The following is a 19,688-nucleotide window of genomic DNA, read 5'->3' on the forward strand; positions in this document are numbered from 1 at the left end:
ACGAGAGTCGGGTACTCGTAGCGCGGCCTGGGTCTCAAGGCCGCGGCTCTTACAAGTGCAGGTACCGGATCACCATCTCCGCGGCGTCGTCGGCGGAGGTTACCCGGGTGTCGATGGTGAGCTCAGGGGCGCCCGGCGCCTCGTACGGGGCCGTGACGCCGGTGAACTGGTCGAGCCGGCCGTCGGCGGAGCGCGCATAGAGGCCCTTCGGGTCGCGCGCGCGGCACGTCTCGACGTCGGCCTGCACAAACACTTCAACGAAGCGTCCGGCGGGCACGAGTCCCCTGACCCGCGCCCGGTCTGCAGCATACGGCGACACAAACGCGCAGAGGACGATGGCGCCCTGTTCAAAGAAGAGGCGGGCGACTTCGCCGGCGCGCCGGATGTTTTCGGCCCGGTCGGCAGGCGAGAACCCGAGATCGCCGCACAAGCCGTGACGCAGTTGGTCGCCATCGAGGAGCATGGTGCGCCGGCCCGCTTCAAATAGCCGGCGCTCTACGGCTCGGGCGATGGTGGTCTTGCCGGCGCCCGACATGCCCGTGAGCCACACGACTGCGGCCCGGTGGCCCTGCTGGCCCTCCCGTTCCTCGCGCGCAATGTTCCATCCCTCCCAGGTCACCCCAGCCGACACCTGTGTGTCGACCTGCGTCTCGCCGCGGATCATGCCCGCCGCCACGGTGGCGTTGGTCGCCGGGTCAATCAGGATGAATGAACCGGTCGCGGAGTTGAGGCGATAGGAGTCAAAGAAGATCGGGTCGGCGGTCGTGATCTCCACGCGGCCAATTTCGTTCATCGAGAGCGTCTGCGCGGCGTCGCGATGCAGAGTGTCCACGTTGACGCGGTACTCCACGAGGTCAATCACCGCCTGCACCCGGCGGGTCGTGTGCGCCAGGATGTAAGGGCGCCCGGGCACCAGCGGCGTGGCGTCCATCCAGCACAGGTACGCGTCCACGCGGCGCGCCACGGTCGGCAGATTCTTCCGGCGCACGATCATGTCACCGCGCGAGATGTCGATTTCCTCGGTCGTGGTCAGCACCACGGCATCGCCGGCTGCGGCCATCGGCTGCGGGCCGTCCAGCGTTTCCACAGACTTGATACGGGTGGTCAGCCCCGAGGGCAACACCACGACCTCGTCTCCGGCGGAAACCGACCCCGACACCGCCGTTCCAGCGAAGCCGCGGAATTCCTGATGCGGCCGAATCACACACTGCACGGGAAACCGGAAATCGATCGCGTTGCGCCTGGCATTCCCCGTCACCGTCTCGAGCTTGGTCAACAAGGGGCCACCCCGGTACCACGGCATGCGGGTAGACGGTTCGACGACGTTGTCGCCTTCGAGGGCGGAGAGGGGAATGTAGGTGATGTCCTTGACGGTCAGCTTGGCCGCGAACACGCCGAAGTCCCTGACGATGTCGTCGTAGACCGACTCGGCGAAGCCCACCAGATCCATCTTGTTGACCGCCACCACCATGTGCGGGATGCCGAGCAGCGACGTGATAAACGCGTGGCGCCTCGACTGGGTCTGCACCCCGCGACTCGCGTCCACAAGTACCACCGCCAGGTCGGCCGTGGATGCGCCAGTGATCATGTTGCGCGTGTACTGCACGTGGCCGGGCGTGTCGGCGATGATGAATTTGCGTCGCGGCGTGGCGAAGTAGCGGTAGGCGACGTCAATGGTGATCTTCTGTTCCCGCTCGGCTCGCAGCCCGTCGGTGAGCAGCGCGAGGTTCATCCGATCCTCGCCGAGCCGGCGGCTGGCGCCTGCCACGGCTTCGAGTTGGTCTTCGAAGATGGATTTCGTGTCGTAAAGCAGCCGCCCGATCAGGGTGCTCTTGCCGTCGTCCACGCTGCCGGCGGTGGTGAAGCGAAGCAGGTCCATCAGAAATAACCCTGCCGTTTCCGGTCTTCCATGGCGGTGTCGGAGCGCTGGTCGTCAGCCCGGCCACCGCGTTCGGTCAGGCGTGCCGCAGCCGTCTCCAGGATGATGTCGGCCACACTCGCTGCCGTGGATTCCACGGCGCCCGTGCAGGTGGCATCACCCACCGTGCGGAAACGGACCGTACGCATCGACACACGTTCGTCAGACTGGACCTGGATGTGCGGTGTCTTTGCGAGCAACGTGCCGGCTCGTTCCAGCACTTCGCGCTCGTGGGCGAAGTACAGATCCGGCAAGGGAATGCGCTCGGCCTCGATGTATTTCCAGATATCGAGCTCGGTCCAGTTGGAAAGCGGGAAGACACGGAAATGCTCGCCCGGGTTCTTGCGCCCGTTGTACAGGTTCCACAATTCCGGGCGCTGGTTCTTGGGGTCCCACTGGCCGAAGGCGTCACGATGTGAGAAGAAGCGCTCTTTCGCGCGTGCCTTCTCCTCATCGCGCCGTGCTCCGCCCACGGCGGCATCCAGGCCCAGTTCCTTGATGGCATCCAGCAACGTGGTGGTCTGGAGCGCGTTCCGGCTGGCGGCGGGCCCGGTCTCTTCCTGCACCCGGCCTTGATCGATTGAGTCCTGGACGCGCCGCACCACAAGCGTGCAGCCCATCTGCGCCACGAACCGGTCGCGGAAGGTCAGGGTCTCAGGGAAGTTGTGTCCCGTGTCGATGTGGAGCAGCGGGAACGGCACCGGGCCCGGCGCAAAGGCCTTGCGGGCGAGCCACGTAGCCACGACCGAGTCTTTGCCGCCTGAAAACAGGAGGGCAGGCCGCTCAAATTGCGCCGCCACTTCCCGGAGGACGTGGACAGCTTCGCTTTCGAGCAGCGGCAGATGTCCGCGGTCTGACCCCGACATTTACTTGAGCAGCATTTCCATCAACACGCGCACCACGCCCTCGCCGTTGTTGACGGCCATCGTGATGCCGATCGTGGCCACCGACACCATGCTGATGAGCTTGATCAGGATGTTGAGGGAAGGACCCGACGTGTCCTTGAACGGATCGCCGACCGTGTCGCCGATGACGGCTGCGCCGTGACGCGGATTCTTCGAATCCTCCTTGCGCGCCACCGTGTGACCCGCGGAGTTCACGTATTCGCCGGCCGCGTTCTTCAGGTATTTGCCGCCGAGTTCGCCCGACTCGATCCACTTCTTGGCGTTATCCCAACTGCCGCCGGCGTTTGCCATGAAGATGGCCATGGCGAAACCCGTCGCCAGGCCGCCGGCCAACATGCCGATGACCCCGCCCACGCCAAACAGGATGCCGACAAACACGGGCACGATGACGGCCATCATCGACGGCACCACCATCTTCTTCAGGGCGCCGTCGGTGGAGATATCCACGCATCGCGCGTAGTCGGGCGTCGCCGTGCCTTCCATGATTCCGGGAATCTCGCGGAACTGGCGCCGCACTTCTTCCACCATCACGAGCGCCGCGCGGCCGACCGCCGTCATGGTCATGGCCGAGAACACAAACACCAGCAGCGTGCCGATGAACATGCCGCTGATGACCATCGGGTCCACGAGCGAAATGGTCGCGAGGAAATCCGCCTGGCTTCGCGTGCCTTGCGCCAGGGTGGCAAACGTCGCGATGAGCGCCAACGCGGTCAGCGCGGCCGACCCAATTGCGAAGCCCTTGCCAATCGCCGCAGTGGTGTTGCCGAGGCTGTCGAGCGCATCGGTGCGCTTGCGCACTTCGTCGCCCAGATGGCTCATTTCCGCGTTACCACCGGCGTTGTCGGCAATCGGCCCGTAGGCGTCGGTCGCCAGCGTGACGCCCAGCGTGGACAGCATGCCAACCGCCGCGAGTGCGATGCCATACAGCCCTAACGAGGGGTCAGCGAAGCCGCCCGCGAGGCCATAGGCCAGCGCCGTCGCGACCGCAATCGTGACGATCGGAATCCAGGTGGACATCATGCCTACGGCCAGGCCGCTGATGATGACCGTGGCCGGGCCGGTGGCGCTCGACTGGGCCACTTCCTGAGTGGGCCGGAAGTCGTAGGCCGTGTAGTGTTCGGAACCCTGGCCGATGATGAGGCCAGAAACCAGGCCCACGACGGTGGCGAGCCACACGCCCCACCACGTGGCGCCCGGGATGAGGTTGTAGACATCCGCAAAGCAGATGTAGCAGATGACACCCGACAGTACGCCGACGCCGATCGACGCAACGTTGACGCCGCGGTGAAGCGCGCCGAGCAACTGTTTGAGCGAGGCGTTTTCCTGCGTGCGCACCAACTGGCTGCCGATGACCGAAAGGAAGATCCCCACCGCCGCAATCGCCACGGGCGCGATGATCATGGTCCACGCGGCTTCGGCGTGTCCCAGGCTGACCGCAGCGGCCGCCGCGAGGGCAATCGCCGCGAGAATCGATCCCTTGTACGACTCGTACAGGTCCGCGCCCATGCCGGCCACGTCGCCGACGTTGTCACCCACGTTGTCGGCAATCGTGGCGGGGTTGCGCGGGTCGTCTTCAGGAATGCCGGCCTCTACCTTGCCCACCAGGTCCGCGCCGACGTCGGCGGCCTTCGTGTAGATGCCGCCGCCCACCCGGGCGAACAGCGCCACCATCGACGCGCCCATTCCGAAACTCACCATCACCTGGCCCACAAGCGCGGGCTGGTCGGGCGCAATGACGGCGAACAGACCGAGCCACGCCACAATAAAGAGCAGGCCGATACCCACGACCGACAGGCCCATGACCGACCCGGCCTTGAAGGCAATCTGCAGGCCGGCGTTGAGGCCGTTCTTTTCATCCGTGCAGGCCCACGCAGTGCGGCTCGACGCATGCGTCGCGATGTTCATGCCGGTCCAGCCCGTCCAGAAGCTGCCGAGGCCACCGGTGACAAATCCCACGAGGATCCACACGGTCATCATCGGGCCGCCGGGCTGCTGGAAGAGCTGGTAGTTCGCGCCGAACGCGACCAGCACGCCAACGACCACGAGGACCGGGACCACCACCTTGAACTGGCGGCGCAGATAGGCCGTGGCGCCGTCCCGGACGTACCCGGCGATTTCCTGCATGCGCGGGTTCCCGGGGTCAGCTTTCATGACGTCGCTGCGGTACTTTGCGGCCATGATCATGGCCGTCAGACCGCCCAGCAGGCCCAGCGCGAGCATTATCCAGAACGTATCGGTCACAGCGGCAACGGAATTCGGAATCATCGCCAAGGGTTATATCATCCGGCCGTAGTCCGCGGCTACAATCCGAGGATGACCCGCATCCGTGTGATGGTACTCCTACTGGTCGCCACGACGGCGGCCGGTGTCTCGGCCCAGTCCTATGTGCCTCAACGGGTCTTCGACTCCGCACGAGGCCAGTTTTCCGACTTTGAGTCGATGCTGGCGGCCCTGGCCAAGGCCGACATCGTGTTTGTCGGTGAGCAACACGATGACCCCAACACCCACCGGCTGGAGCGAGCCATTCTCGAGGGGCTGGCTCGCCGCAGGGGCGATGTCATCCTGTCGCTCGAGATGTTCGAGCGCGACGTCCAGGGCCGCCTGGACCAGTTCCGTCTCGGCCAACTGCCCGAAGCGGACTTCCTCGCCGCCTCCCGCCCCTGGCCGCGGTATGCGACCGACTACAAACCTCTGGTCGACTTCGCCGTGGCCCACCAGTGGCCGGTGATTGCGGCCAATATCCCGCGGCCGTTCGCGTCGGAAATCTCGAAGGCCGGCCTTGACGTCCTCGGCAGCAAGCCGGCGGCCGAAAAGGCGTGGTTCGCCGCCGACTGGCAGTGCCCGACCGACGACGAGTACTACCGGCGTTTCAAGGAGGCCATGGGGACGCATGCCGGCGCCGCAGAAGCGGATCGGTTCTATGCGGCGCAGTGCCTGAAGGACGAGACGATGGCCGAGTCGATCAGCCTTGGCTGGTCCGCCGCGGCGGCGGCCAAACCGGGTACCCGGCCGGTGGTGGTGCACTACAACGGCGCGTTTCACTCCGACTACGGTCTTGGTACTGCGTCACGCGTCCGCCGCCGCCTGCCGGCCGCGCACACAGTGGTCGTGTCAGTGGTGCCGCTCGCGAACCTCGATGCGATCGCCCTCGGAGAAGAGCCTAAGAAAGGCGACTTCATTGTGTTTACCGTCAAGTGATCGTCGTCACAACGGATCACGACGGATCACAAGGAGACGCGGAGACACTGAGAAATCTGATCTGATTAGATAGGCCCGCAGCCCTCGGCGTCTCTGCGCCTCCTGTAATCCGGCGTCTACACGAGTGTTTGTCAGCGGGCGCTACTTCTCGCTTCCCAGGCGCCAGGGGAGGTCCGCGATCGCGTAGGTCATGACGGCGATGGCGGCGGCGTTGTCGGACATTTGCTTCGGCGTGATGCGGTCCATCGTGTCAGCCGGCGTGTGGTGAATCAGGAAGTAGTTGCCGCCCACGAGGTGTGACATCGAAGGGATGTTGCCCGCCGTGACGCTCGGCCCGATGTCGGCGCCGCCACCCGCGGCCTCAATTTTGTTGGCGCCGAGCGTCGCGAGGAGGCTCGCGATCGCGGAGACCGTTCGGCGGGCGCCGTCAGGGCCGCTGAACCCGAACCCGGCCGGGTCAAACACGCCGCCGTCGGACTCAAGCATCATGACGTGGTTCTTGAGGTCGGCCATGTGTTGATCGCGGTATGCGTTTCCTCCGCGCATGCCGTTTTCTTCGTTGGTCCAGAGCACCACACGAACCGTGCGGCGCGGCCGCAGGCCCAGGGTCTTCATCAGGCGCACGGCCTCCCACGTCACAATGCACCCGCCCGCATCGTCAGTCGCGCCGACGCCGACGTCCCACGAGTCGAAGTGACCGCCCATCACAACGAGTTCGTCGGGTAGCTCGCGGCCGCGCAGCTCGCCGACGACGTTGAAGGATTCCACGTCGGCCTCAAAGTGCGCTTCCATCGTGAGCGTCACGCGAATGCGCACGCCGCGATTCTGCAGGCGCTGGAAACGTTCTGCATCTTCAACGGGAATGGCGGCGGCCGGGATCTTCGGCGCGTCAGGTGCGTAAGTGGTGGAGCCGGTGTGGGGCGTGCGCAGCCCCGTGGGGCCCACGGCGCGAACCAGCATGGCGAGCGCGCCATGTTGGGCGGCCCGCGACGGACCGGCGGACCGGTACTGCACGGTTTCCCCATACGTTGTGAACGGCACATTAAAGAGCACGATCTTGCCCTTGACCTGTGCCGCCTTTGCCTCGAGATCATCGAAGTTCTTCAGCACGATCACTTCGCCGGTGACGCCGTCGGGGCCGGTGCCCACGGAGTTGCCCAGGCCGAGCATCACGAGCGGTTGCGGTACGGGATCGAGCAACTGCAGGCTCTCTCGGCCGCGCACCCACTTGGGCACCATCACGCGTTCCTTGCGGACGTTCTCAAGGCCGTCCTTTTTCATGGTCTCGACGGCCCAATCAATCGCGCGTTCGAGGCCGACCGACCCCGACAGGCGCGGACCGTAAAGGTCAGTCACTTCGGCGAGGCGCTGCCACGCGAAGTCCGAGGCCTGCGATGCCTCGACTAGGCGCTTCGCTGGGGCTCGATACGCTTCGAGCCAATTGGTGGGCTGCGCCGACAGAGAAAGGGAAGCGGACAGGAGCAACAGTGCGGACAGCACGATTCTTACAGGCATGGGGGATTCTCGCATTTCTCGACGCGTGTCGCCTCGGCGTAATGGCGAAATGCCACAAATGTCCGAAATGGCGAAATGCCGGACAAACCGAATAGAGGAAGAATGGTCGAATGTCCAAGGCGCGCAATGATCGAATGACCTTGGAGCAGCAGATTCAACCATTGATCAGCAAGGACATTCGGTCATTCTCCCTGCAATAGGTTTGTCCGACATTTCGCCATTTCGGACATTTGTGACATTTCGCCATTACGAATGACGGCGGCAGCGCGTCCGGGCGCGAGCGCGTCGCAGTTAACGTCACAGGGCGACGCGATGGCGCCCGGAATGTAGGTAGTTCATCGTCTGCACCGTGAGCATGAGCATGAAGTCGAGGCGGGTTTGTTCCTCGGGGTGCATCAGGCGGAGGTCGAGTTCGTCGGCGCGGCGGATCATGTTCACGATCACCTGATCGATCGTGTATTGGTACGACCCAGCCCAGGCGGCCACATGTCGCCGCACGTCCCGCTGGATGCGCTTGATGAAGCGAGCGGCCTTCAGGTTCTGGTGGTACTCCGGCGCGCTGGAGAACAGCCGCCGGAGATCGCGGTCGTAGAAGTTCGGATGCTCCAGGCCGTACTGCTCGCGCTTCTTGGCGTAGTGACGGCGCAGCGTGCCGCGGGCGCGGTCGATTGGTTCCACCCGGCGGCGCGAGGTCACCACCGGTGGCTGTCCCGCCACTCCGCGCATCAACTGATCCATGTACTCGAGTTTTTTCAGCGCCGGCCAGTCGTTGAAACGCACCCGCCAGTCACTGTCGGGCGTCAGCCAGACGGCGAACGTCTCGGCGAAGTCTTCGTCGGGGTGGCTCTGGGCGTACCAGGAGTCCAGGTGCAGGACAAAGCTCTTGGAATACGGCTTGGGGAGGTAGACCTCGGGATACTCCACGGAGGGTTTGCCAAACAGGTTGACCCGCCGCCGGCGTCGCCGCAGGTTGTAGGCATTGTCGATGGCGTGGCCGGCTTCGTGCCGCAGAATCTGCATGAACCACTCGGGCGTGCCGCCTTCCACCTCCAGCATCTGCGCCTTCTCGAGCTTCATGAGCCGCGGATGCGCCAGGTAGAACGGAACGGCGATTCCCGGCACCCCATCGGGGCAGAACCATTCGGTCGAGAGCCAGTAGTGCGGTCGGAACGTGATGCCCTTGGCGGCCAGTTCCTCGTGCAACTGGTTGATTCTGGGTTCCAGGGCCGAGCCCTCGATACTCAGGCCCAGGTCGCGGAACGCGACATCGAGCAGCGCTTCATCCCCCAGGTCCGGCCACTCGGGTCGGGGGGGCGGGCCGGGGTCAACCGGGGCGGCGGGCGGAGTGTCTGAGGGAAGGGTCACAGCCGTGTAAGGAAAGGCTTATGATAGTCGCCGAATCGGACTACCCCCAAGGGAGAAACCATGAACGCGTTTCGTACGGCTGTACTCTTCGTCGCCATCGTCGGCCTCACTGCAGGCCCGGCGCTCGCCCAGACTCCGCCTCCGCCTCCGCCCACACAGCCCCCCCCGACCCAGCAGCCACCGCCGAAGCCGACGCCCCCGCCAGCCGCCTTGCCAGGGGCCGAGCCGGGTTACGTCGAAACGGTGACCGTGGTGTCCGCCACCAAGGCGGAGCAGAAGCTTGTGGATGCGCCGGCCACGATGTCGGTCATCGGCCCACGGGCCTTGGAAGTGGCGCCGTCCAACAACTACGCGGACTTGCTGCGGGCCGTGCCCGGCGTCAACATCACGCAACTCTCTGCCCGTGACATCAACATCACGAGCCGCGCCGCCACCAGTTCCCTGGCGACGTCGCAACTGGCGATCCTTGATGGACGCACGCTGTATCAGGACTTCTTCGGGTTCGTCATGTGGGACTTCATGCCTTCGAACACCGCCGAGATCAAGCAGATCGAAATTATCCGCGGACCGGCGTCGGCCGTCTGGGGCGCCAACGCGCTCAGCGGCGTGATTAACGTGATCACGAAGACGCCGCGCGAAATGGAGGGCACGAGCCTCCTCATGGGCGCCGGCAGCTTCGGCAGGGAGTATTGCGGCCCCAATCCCCTGGCGGGCGGGCCGTGTGTGGTGACCAACAGGGGCGTGAACAATGGCTCCCTCATCTACGGCAACATCACCCACGCGCAGGCCATCAATGACAAGTGGGCGTACAAGCTCTCGGTGGGCACATACCAGTCAGACGCCTTCACGCGCCCAACGGGCCTGATTCGCGGCAACACCACCGGCACCCCGTATCCCACGTACAAGAACACCGGCACGTCACAGCCGAAAGTGGACCTGCGCATGGACTACGACGGCGCCGAAGGCCAGCGATGGTCGTTCTCGGGCGGCCATGCCGGCACCGACGGCATCATGCACAGCGGCATCGGCCCATTCGACATCAAGCCGGGCACCACGTTCAGCTACGGCAAGATCAACTACTCCAAGGGCGCGCTGCGCATTCAGGCGTTCCTGAACGCCCTCAACGGCGACGCGACGAACCTGGTGGCAGTGGATACGGCCGGCGCCCCGGTTACCCTGGACTTCAACACGAAGACCTTTGACCTCGAGTTGAGCAACACCAAGGCCATCGCCGGCAGACACGTGATCACCTACGGCGGCAACCTCCGCTACAACCAGTTCAAGCTGTCACTGGCCACCCTGGAGGATCAGCGCAAGGAAGGCGGCATCTACGTCCAGGACGAAATTTTCATGGGCGAGAAAGTACGGCTCGTCCTCGGCGGGCGTGTGGACAAGTTCACGTCGATTGAGAACCCGGTGGTGTCACCCCGTGCGGCGCTGCTCCTGAAGCCGACCGCGAAATCGACCATCCGCCTGTCGTACAACCGGGCGTTCCGCGCGCCTTCGGCAATCAACAACAACCTCAATACCATTGTCACCAATGCGATTCCGCTCGGATTGTTCAACCCGGCGTTCGGTGCCACGATCTACCGTGTGCCGACGGAGGCGGTCGGCAATCCGGACCTGAAGGAAGAGCGCATGGATGCCTTCGAGCTCGGCTACTCGGCCTCGCTCGTCGACAATCGCGTGATTCTGTCAGCCGCGTATTACTACACCAAGCTGACCGACGAGATCTTCTTCACCCAGACAGGCGAGTACGGTCCGTTGTCGCCGCCCCCCGGCTGGCCCGCGGTGCTCAATCCGGCATGGGCGGCGCTCTACACGGGGCTCGCCACCGGCAAACCCACGCGGTTCCCGACACAGTTCACCTACCTGAATCTGGGCGTGGTCAAGAACCAGGGCGTGGAACTGGGCGTGGACGCGGCCCTGACCCCCACGACGTCGATTTACGCCAACTACTCCTACCAGCGTGACCCCGATCCGAACTTCGCGCTGAGCGAGCTCAATCTCGCCCCGAACAACCGCTTCAGCATGGGCATGAACTACTCCGGCCCCCGCGTGTTCGGCTCGGCGTCACTGGCCTACGCTGGCGAAGCCTTCTGGCAGGACGTGCTTGACGCGCGCTACACAGGCACGACCCCGGCGCAGACCACCGTCAATGGCAGCTTCGGCGCCAAATGGTCGGGCGGCAGGTACACCACCACCATCAAAGTGGTGAACCTGACCAATCGCCAGGTCATGCAGCACGTGTTCGCCGACGTGTCACGCCGCCAGGTCATGGCGGAACTGCGCGTCAACCTGACGAAGTAGCCCAAAGGACCTCTGAGGTCGGTTCGCCCGACACCACACGAACCGACCTCAGAGGTCTTCACTCCCGGCGCCGGCCGGTTTCGGCGATAATTGATCTGATTGTCGACTCCAAAGAAAAAGATCCGCTGGTCCGCCGCCTGGTCTGAAGCGCGCGACCTCATCTGGGCGCGCCGACGCCGCCTGCTGCTGGGACTGGCCCTCATGCTCGTCAGCCGGGTGGCGGGCATGGTCTTGCCCTACCTTTCGAAACACCTGATTGATGACCTGATACTGGGGCGCGTCGACAGGCTGACGACGTTCGCGTGGATTGTGGGTGGCGCCACGGTTGTTCAGGCCATCACGTCGTTTGCCCTGTCGCAGGTGCTCGGCGTGGCCGCCCAGCGCGCCATCACCGACATGCGTCGGCGCGTCGAAGAACACGTGATGCGCCTGCCCGTCAGTTACTTCGACAAAAACCAGACCGGGCAGCTCATCTCGCGCGTGATGAACGACGCGGAAGGCATCCGTAACCTCGTCGGCACAGGACTCGCACAACTGGCGGGCAGCATGGTGACCGCCGTGCTGGCGCTTGGCTATCTGTTCTGGGTCAACTGGTTGCTGACGGCCGTAACGCTCACGGTGCTTGCGGCGTTCGGCGGCGCGCTTGCCTATGCCTTCAAGCGGCTCAGGCCCTTGTTTCGCGAGAGGGGCAAGATTCAAGCCGACGTGACGGGACGGTTGAACGAGGCGCTGGGTGGCATTCGTGTGGTCAAGACCTACACGGCGGAGCGGCGCGAAGATTTGGTCTTCACCAAAGGCGTGCACCGGTTATTCAAGAATGTCGCCCAGTCGATGACCGGCGTGTCGGCCACCACCGCCTTTTCCAGTGTCGTGATCGGCGCCATGGGCGTGATCATCATCACCATCGGGGGCGACGCCATTGTGGCCGGCACGATGACGGTTGGCGACCTGATCGCCTATATCTTCTTCACAGGCTTGATGGCCGCCCCGATCGTGCAGATCGCGTCGATTGGTACGCAGATTACTGAGGCCTTCGCGGGACTCGATCGGATTAGGGAACTGCTCGATACACCGCGTGAAGACGCGGCCGACGCCTCCAACGCCGGCGTCTCCGAATTGCGCGGCGAGGTCACGTTTGACGATGTCTCGTTCGAGTACCAGCCGGGCGTGCCCGTGTTGAAGGCCATTTCGTTCACGGCGCCCGCCGGCAGCACCACCGCGCTCGTCGGATCGTCGGGCTCGGGCAAAAGCACCTTGTTGAGTCTCGTGATGGCGTTTAACCGGCCGACCAGAGGGCGCGTGATGGTGGATGGGCGCGACCTGAATGGCCTGCGTCTGGGCGAATACCGCCATCACCTGGGTGTGGTGCTGCAGGATAATTTCCTGTTCGATGGTCCGGTGGCCGACAACATTGCCTACGGCCGGCCTGATGCGACAGACGACGATATCCGCCGGGCGAGCCAGGTGGCGCATGCCGACGAATTCATCGAGGGTTTCGAGAAGAAGTACCAGACGGTGGTGGGTGAGCGCGGCGTGCGGCTCTCAGGAGGGCAGCGGCAGCGCGTGGCGATTGCGCGCGCAATCCTCGCGGACCCGCGCATCCTGCTGCTCGATGAGGCCACCTCGAGCCTCGACAGCGAGAGCGAGGCCATGATTCAAGACGGCCTAAGGTCATTGCGTCGCGGCCGTACAACCTTCGTCATTGCACATCGGCTGTCCACCATCCAGTCGGCCGATCAGATTCTGGTGCTCGAACACGGCGAGATTGTGGAGCGCGGCACACACACTGAGTTGCTGGCGCGCCAGGGCCGCTATCGCCAGTTGTACGACAAGCAGTACCATTTCGAAGCCGATCGTTTCATCAATCCTGGCGAAGACTTCACACCAGAGCCACCCAAGGCGCCGGTGGAAAAACCGCCCGCATCCCGGGGCTTCCGGGCAGAATAGAGCACGCGTCGCGTTATGGCCCAATTCATCTACACCATGAAGGGCCTGGGCAAGGTGTACCCACCTGACCAGGTCGTGTTCAAAGACATCTGGCTCTCCTTCCTGCCCGGCGCGAAGATCGGCGTCATCGGCAGCAACGGCACCGGCAAGTCCACGCTGCTCAAGATCATGGCGGGCATGGACCCGCACTATCTCGGCGAAGCGTTTCGTGCCGAGGGCACCACCGTCGGGTTCCTGCAGCAGGAGCCGCAGCTCGATGAAACCAAGACGGTGCTCGGCAACGTGGAAGAGGGCGTGGCGTCCACGCGAGCGTTGCTGACACGCTTCGACGAGATCAACGAAAAATTCGCGCAGGAGATGTCCGACGAAGAGATGGACAAGACCCTGGCGGAGCAGGCGCGCGTGCAGGACGCCATCGAAGCCGCCAATGCCTGGGATCTGGACGCGCGCGTGGAGCAGGCCATGGACGCCTTGCGCCTGCCGCCGCCCGACGCCGACGTCAGCAAACTCTCGGGTGGCGAACGCCGTCGGGTGGCGTTGTGCCGGCTGTTGCTGCAGTCGCCGGACCTGCTGCTGCTCGACGAGCCGACGAACCACCTGGACGCCGAATCAGTCGCCTGGCTCGAACATTTCCTGCACGCCTATCCCGGCACCGTCGTGGCAATCACCCATGACCGGTACTTCCTCGACAACGTGGCGGGCTGGATCCTGGAACTCGACCGTGGCAAGGCCTATCCGTGGGAGGGCAACTACTCGGGCTGGCTGGAGCAGAAGCAGGCGCGATTGGCGCTTGAGGAAAAACAGGAGTCCAAGCGGCAGCGCACCCTGCAGCGCGAACTCGAATGGATTCGCATGTCGCCCAAGGCTCGCCACGCCAAAGGCAAGGCGCGCCTGAACGCGTATGAACAGCTGCTGGGCGAGGACACGACCGACAAACTCGAGCGCGTGGAAATCTACATCCCGCCCGGCCCCCGTCTGGGTGACGTGGTGGTGGAAGCGCGCGATCTGAAGAAGGCCTACGGCGACCTGCTGCTCATCGAGGGCATGAACTTCACGTTGCCGCGTGGCGGCATTGTGGGCGTGATCGGGCCCAATGGCGCCGGCAAAACCACGCTGTTCCGCATGCTGGTGGGGCAGGAGAAACCCGATGCCGGCGTTCTGCGCATCGGGGAGACCGTCCAGATCGGTTACGTAGACCAGTCGCGCGATGCGCTTGTGGCCGACAAAACCGTGTATGACGAAATTTCCGAAGGCAACGATGAAGTCGCCCTGGGGAAACGCACCGTCAACGCGCGCGCCTATTGTTCGTGGTTCAATTTTCGCGGCAAAGATCAGCAACGAAAAGTGGGCACGCTCTCAGGCGGCGAACGCAATCGCCTGCACCTGGCCAAACTGCTGAAACGCGGCTGCAACCTGCTGCTCCTGGACGAACCGACGAACGACCTCGACGTTGACACCTTGCGCGCGCTCGAACTGGCGCTGGATGAATTCGCCGGCTGCGTGGTGGTCATCTCGCACGACCGCTGGTTCCTGGACCGCATCGCCACCCACATGCTCGCATTCGAAGGCGACAGCCACGTGGAGTGGTTCGAGGGCAACTACCAGGAATACGAGGACGACAAGAAACGCCGCCTCGGTGTGGACGCCGACCAGCCCCACCGCATCAAATACCGCAAGCTGACACGATGATCACGACGGATCACAGGAGGCGCCGAGACGCCGAGTTCTTTTTCTTGGAAGACCTTGCCCTCCATACCTCAACGTCTCCCTGTGATCCTGCGTCGATCATGATCACGACGGATCACAGGAGGCGCCGAGACGCCGAGTTCTTTTTCTTGGAAAATCTTGCCCTCCCTATCTCTGCGTCTCCCTGTGATCCTGCGTAGACATGTTTACTGACCTGCGTGCATTCCTCGATCAGCTGCGCCGCGACAACGATCTTGTCGAAATCGATGCGCAGGTGGACCCCGTGGAGGAAGCCGCCGAGATTCATCGGCGCGTGATCGCCGCCGGCGGGCCGGCGTTGTTGTTCCCCCGCGTCAAGGGCGCGGCGTTTCCGCTGGTCACCAATCTCTTCGGCACCCCGCGCCGCGCCGAGATGGCCTTCGGGCCCAGGCCCCTCCACTTCATCAAGCGTCTCGTGCACCTGGCCGAGACGATGCTGCCGCCCACGCCCGGAAAACTGTGGGACGCGCGCGACGTGGCCATGCAGGCCCTTCGCGTCGGGATGAAGCGGCGATCACACGGGCCAGTCACCGAGGTGGTGACGAACGACGTTCGCCTCGATCAACTCCCGGCGCTCACGTGTTGGCCCGAAGACGGTGGCCCGTTCGTGACGCTGCCGCTGGTCTACACCACTCACCCGGACAAAGGCGGGCCGAACCTCGGGATGTATCGCTTGCACGTGCACGACCGCACGTCCACCGGCATGCACTGGCAAATCGGCAAGGGCGGCGGTTTTCACTACGCCATTGCCGAGGCGAAACAGCAGTCACTGCCGGCCACCGTCTTTCTGGGCGGTCCGCCGGCGTTGATGCTGGCGGCGATTGCGCCGCTGCCCGAGAACGTACCCGAGATGTTGCTCGCCTCACTGATCGCCGGTGAGAAGATCGCGCAGGTGCCGGGGCCCAACGGCCATCCGCATCCGCTTGTCGCGCGTGCGGAATTTGCGCTGATGGGCTCGGTCGCGCCGGGCGTCCGCAAGCCCGAAGGGCCGTTCGGCGATCACTACGGCTACTACTCACTCGAACACGACTATCCCGTGTTCCAGGTCTCCCAGGTTGCCCATCGGCGCGACGCGATCTATCCGGCAACGGTGGTGGGAAAGCCGCGGCAGGAAGACTTCTTCATCGGCGACCTGTTGCAGGATCTGTTGTCGCCGCTGTTTCCGCTCGTGATGCCGGCCGTCACCGAGTTGTGGTCGTACGGGGAGACGGGTTACCACTCACTCGCTGCCGCGGTTGTGAAGCAACGCTACCGGCGCGAAGCGATGGCCAGCGCCTTCCGTATCCTCGGCGAGGGCCAGTTGTCGCTGCAGAAGTTCCTGCTGGTCACTGACCAGGCCGTGAACCTGCGCGACTTCCGCGCGACGCTTGCACACGTGCTTGCGCGCACGAATCCCGAGACGGACCTGTACGTCTTTTCGAACTTGTCCATGGACACGCTCGACTACAGCGGTCCGTCGGTCAACGAAGGGTCCAAGGGCGTGTGGCTGGGACTCGGCGACCCGGTACGCGACCTGCCGCGCGAATTCCGGCCGCCCGTGCCGCCGTCCTCAGACGTGCGCGACGTGCGCGTCTTCTGCGCCGGCTGCCTTGTGGTGAGCGGGCCGACGTTTGCCGCCGACGCCAGGGCCGCAGCCCGGTTGGCGGCAGACCCCGCATTCGCGGGATGGCCGCTCGTGGTGCTGACAGACGACGCGGATCGTGCGACGCGCAGTGACATGAATTTCCTGTGGACGACGTTCACGCGATTCGAGCCAGCTGCCGATATTCACGCGTCGGCGACGCGAGTGGTGCGAAACCACATCGCGTATCAGGGGCCGGTGCTCATCGACGCGCGAATGAAGCCCTGGTACCCGAAAGAGGTGACATGCCGGCCGGAAGTGGCGGCGACCGTGACCAGGCGGTGGCGCGAGTACTTCCCGCACCGCGACGTCCGGATGGGCGATGCAGAGAAGGGCCACCTTGATTAGCCGGGGGATGCGCCTTGTGGCCGCGTCGGGCCTGATCGCACTGGCAGCAGCCTGTGAACAATCGGGACCGCAGGTGCAGTTCCTCTCCATCGCGACAGGCGGCACCGGCGGCGTGTATTACCCGTATGGCGGCGCGCTGGCTCGTGTGCTCACGTCGAAACTCCCGAACACGCAGGTCACTGCAGAGGTGACGGGGGCGTCAGTGGACAACCTCAAACTGATGCAACAGGGCCGCGCCGACCTGGCTTTTACGCTGGCCGATACGCTGCATGAAGCCGCGAAGGGTACGGGACCATTTGCGGCAACCGGGCCCGTTGACGCGCGAACCGTCGCGGTGCTCTACACCAACTACACACATCTGGTGACTCGGCAAGGCAGCGGCATTGCGCGCGTGGCAGATCTGAAGGGGCGCGTGGTGTCCACCGGTGCGCCCGGGAGCGGCACTGAACTCATCGCGGACAGGTTGCTGCAGGCGGCCGGCATCGATCCGCGCCAGGGGATTACGCGCCACGCCTTGGGCGCCAGTGAATCAGCCGGTGCGCTCAAGGACGGCAAGGTCGACGCGTTCTTCTGGAGCGGCGGACTGCCGACGTCGGCCATTCAGGACCTGGCGGCGTCTGCTGGGCTGACGATCGCACTTGTGCCGCAGGATGATCTGTTGCCGGCTCTCCAGGCGCGTTACGGCAAGGAACTGTATCGCGCCGTCTCTCTTCCTGGCGCCACGTACCGCGGCAATGCCGATTCCGTGTCCGTGATCGGCGTCAGCAATGTGCTGGTGGCGTCGAGCCGGCTGTCGCCGGATCTGGTGGAGGCCATCACCGCCGCCTTGTTCGATGCCAAGGCCGACCTGACCGCCGCGCATCCCGAGGCACGGCACCTGGAGCGTGCCACGGGGCCTGACACCGCGCCCGTGCCCCTTCATGAGGGTGCACTCAGGTATTACCAGGCCCGGGGCTGGCGCTAGACGATTGACCGCCTCGTGACCTAGACTCTGGGGTCCATGAGGTCCGGAGCGCTCCTGACGGCTGTTCTTCTGACGACGGCGGCGTGTGGCCGGCCGACGAGCCCGAGCGAAGCTTCGCCCAATCGCTTCGCGATCATGGCTCCCGCCAGCGCGTCGTCGGACTTGGCCGCGATGTTTACTGAGAGCGGGGCCGCAGAGTGGGCCCAGGCCAGGGGCCGCCTGCGAGGTTTCCAGTTTTACCAGCAGATTCTGAGGGGATTCTGCCCGACGTGTGGACCCAACAACGGTGCGCGGCTGGTGGATGCGCGGCCCGAAGGCGCCTTTGCCTGGTTGTCGCGTCAGGGCATCCAGATTGGTGTGGAGGCCGGCGCTGTCAAGGAACACACCTGCGACGGACGCGAATTGGGCAATGTCGTCAACAACGACATGCGCGTGGTCTACAACTCGGGCAGTCACGTGACGTTCATCGCCATGGACGAGCCGTTCACAGCGGCGTTGCCGGTCCGGGAAGGCGGAACCTCCGCGCGTTGTGACTTCTCGGTCGATCAGACCGTGGTTGAGGTCAAGGCGTTTATCGACCGCGTGCACTCGATGTACCCGTTGATTCGGGTTGGACTCATCGAGCCTTATCCGTACTTCTCGGTAGACGACATCACCCTGTTCATCGAGGGGCTTGAGAACGTTGGTGTACGACTGCCGTTTTTCCGGCTGGACTTCGACCTGCGCCACCGGAGAAATGTCGATGCCAACGCCCCTCACGATTTGAAGCGCTTGCGGGCCTTCCTCGACAGCCGTGGGATCGACTTTGAGTTGATCGTGACCGGGTACGACGGCAAGACGGATGCAGGCGCCGTGGCGTCGGCGATGGCGCTGGCCTATGAAGTGAGCGGCGCCGTTGGCACGCCGCACAGCGTGGTGTTTCAGGACTGGTCGGCGGATCGACAAGGCGTCGGCAGCAGCGCCGTCAATCTGCCGGAGGATCAGGTGGGCTCGCTCGCGTGGCTCGTCAACAACGGCGTGACGGTGTTTCAGTGATGGAGATGACCTGGAGAACCGCCAGCGCGTCGGTGATGCTGGTGTTGGCGGTTGGCGTTCCTGCCGCCTTCGCCGACGACCCGCCGCAGGCCGTTGGTGATCGGGCGCCCCTTTGGCATCTGTCGGTGCGCGCCCTGAAGCCGGTCACGTCCACCGACCCACAACACACGGGCGTGGGCGTGGGGCTCGCTCGCACTGGCACTTACCGCGCGGCCGTTCATTTTCAGCCTGCGGAACGGGGCGGGCTCGGCATGGTCCACGGCGCGCTTGGGCTCCGCGTGTTCGATCGCGCCACCTGGCAATTGTCCATGGACCTGGAGCACACCCAGGTGCGTGCCAATCGGCGCCTGTTTGTCGGCACGGGGTGGCAGCTTGACGGGCACGACCGGCAGCAAGTGTCGCTGCTCACCGGCGCCGTCCAGTGGCATGAGAAGCGAGTCTGGGGCCTGATTCGCGGCATCGAAGCCGGCGTGGGCCGCATGCAGGTATGGCGACTGGTGTCGGCGCGCGCCGGCAGCGATTTGTTGAACTCGTCACCCGATCCGATTCTGGAGTCGGGAGCGCCGGTCGGCGTCCTGGGCATTTTCGCAGAGCGATCGCTCGGGTGGGGATTTTCCGCAGAGGCGCGCGTGCGTGTCATCGGCGCCGGCCACTCACCGGGCGGTGAGGTGCCGTTTGCGCACGTGGCTGCTCACTGGGACCTGACGCGGCCTGTCTTCGGTTCCGCCGGTTCCCGGCGGATGGAATTTGGATTGTCGGGCAGCCATGCCAGCAGCCCGCGCGCGGTGTCGTACTACCAGAACGGCCTCGGTCTCGCGCTGCGAGTCGTTTTTTAGC

The 19,688-nt window shown here is 64.5% G+C and carries 13 protein-coding genes; 8 read left to right on the forward strand and 5 right to left on the reverse strand.

The annotated features are described in order from the left end of the window. Window positions 1-49: 49 nt before the first annotated feature. From cysN to IPL75_08845, 3 genes are read right to left on the reverse strand one after another with little or no spacing between them, the layout of a single operon-like run. A complete protein-coding gene (cysN, locus tag IPL75_08835; GenBank protein ID MBK9240364.1) occupies window positions 50-1,879 on the reverse strand; it encodes a sulfate adenylyltransferase subunit CysN in 1,830 nt (609 codons plus the stop codon). Next, complete coding sequence (gene cysD, locus IPL75_08840) at window positions 1,879-2,784, reverse strand: sulfate adenylyltransferase subunit CysD (protein ID MBK9240365.1); 906 nt, start codon at window positions 2,782-2,784, stop codon at window positions 1,879-1,881. Before cysD ends, cysN begins: the two co-directional genes overlap by 1 nt. Next, entirely contained in the window at window positions 2,785-5,043 is a 2,259-nt protein-coding gene (locus IPL75_08845; protein ID MBK9240366.1) for a sodium-translocating pyrophosphatase, read from the reverse strand. A 93-nt stretch (window positions 5,044-5,136) separates the two neighbouring features. On the opposite strand from IPL75_08845, the gene IPL75_08850 reads away from it, so the two are divergent. Beyond that, complete coding sequence (locus IPL75_08850; GenBank protein MBK9240367.1) at window positions 5,137-6,021, forward strand: ChaN family lipoprotein; 885 nt, start codon at window positions 5,137-5,139, stop codon at window positions 6,019-6,021. Window positions 6,022-6,162: 141 nt separating this feature from the next. Here the strand turns inward: IPL75_08850 and IPL75_08855 are convergent, their stop codons facing one another. Both IPL75_08855 and IPL75_08860 read right to left on the reverse strand, forming a co-directional pair. Then, window positions 6,163-7,536, reverse strand: coding sequence for a M20/M25/M40 family metallo-hydrolase (locus tag IPL75_08855; protein MBK9240368.1), 1,374 nt, complete (start codon window positions 7,534-7,536; stop codon window positions 6,163-6,165). A gap of 297 nt (window positions 7,537-7,833) precedes the next feature. Next, window positions 7,834-8,826 carry a putative zinc-binding metallopeptidase gene (locus tag IPL75_08860; protein ID MBK9240369.1) on the reverse strand — a complete coding sequence of 331 codons (993 nt, stop codon included), beginning with the start codon at window positions 8,824-8,826 and terminating at the stop codon, window positions 7,834-7,836. A 135-nt stretch (window positions 8,827-8,961) separates the two neighbouring features. On the opposite strand from IPL75_08860, the gene IPL75_08865 reads away from it, so the two are divergent. From IPL75_08865 to IPL75_08895, 7 genes are all read left to right on the forward strand, one after another. Then, on the forward strand, window positions 8,962-11,211 hold the full coding sequence (locus tag IPL75_08865) for a TonB-dependent receptor (GenBank protein MBK9240370.1): 2,250 nt from the start codon (window positions 8,962-8,964) through the stop codon (window positions 11,209-11,211). A gap of 201 nt (window positions 11,212-11,412) precedes the next feature. Then, window positions 11,413-13,158 carry an ABC transporter ATP-binding protein gene (locus tag IPL75_08870; GenBank protein ID MBK9240371.1) on the forward strand — a complete coding sequence of 582 codons (1,746 nt, stop codon included), beginning with the start codon at window positions 11,413-11,415 and terminating at the stop codon, window positions 13,156-13,158. Between the two features lie 15 nt (window positions 13,159-13,173). Further along, the gene (gene ettA / locus IPL75_08875) at window positions 13,174-14,847 is read left to right on the forward strand and encodes an energy-dependent translational throttle protein EttA (GenBank protein MBK9240372.1); all 1,674 of its coding nucleotides are present in this window, start codon (window positions 13,174-13,176) and stop codon (window positions 14,845-14,847) included. 199 nt (window positions 14,848-15,046) lie between these two features. After that, the gene (locus tag IPL75_08880) at window positions 15,047-16,852 is read left to right on the forward strand and encodes a UbiD family decarboxylase (protein ID MBK9240373.1); all 1,806 of its coding nucleotides are present in this window, start codon (window positions 15,047-15,049) and stop codon (window positions 16,850-16,852) included. A gap of 7 nt (window positions 16,853-16,859) precedes the next feature. Further along, window positions 16,860-17,816 carry a TAXI family TRAP transporter solute-binding subunit gene (locus tag IPL75_08885; GenBank protein MBK9240374.1) on the forward strand — a complete coding sequence of 319 codons (957 nt, stop codon included), beginning with the start codon at window positions 16,860-16,862 and terminating at the stop codon, window positions 17,814-17,816. Window positions 17,817-17,852: 36 nt separating this feature from the next. Next, a complete protein-coding gene (locus tag IPL75_08890) occupies window positions 17,853-18,851 on the forward strand; it encodes a hypothetical protein (protein MBK9240375.1) in 999 nt (332 codons plus the stop codon). 5 nt (window positions 18,852-18,856) lie between these two features. Continuing rightward, the gene (locus tag IPL75_08895; protein ID MBK9240376.1) at window positions 18,857-19,687 is read left to right on the forward strand and encodes a hypothetical protein; all 831 of its coding nucleotides are present in this window, start codon (window positions 18,857-18,859) and stop codon (window positions 19,685-19,687) included. Window position 19,688: the final 1 nt, after the last annotated feature.

The organism is Acidobacteriota bacterium (assembly GCA_016716905.1).
GTDB lineage: Bacteria > Acidobacteriota > Vicinamibacteria > Vicinamibacterales > SCN-69-37 > SYFT01.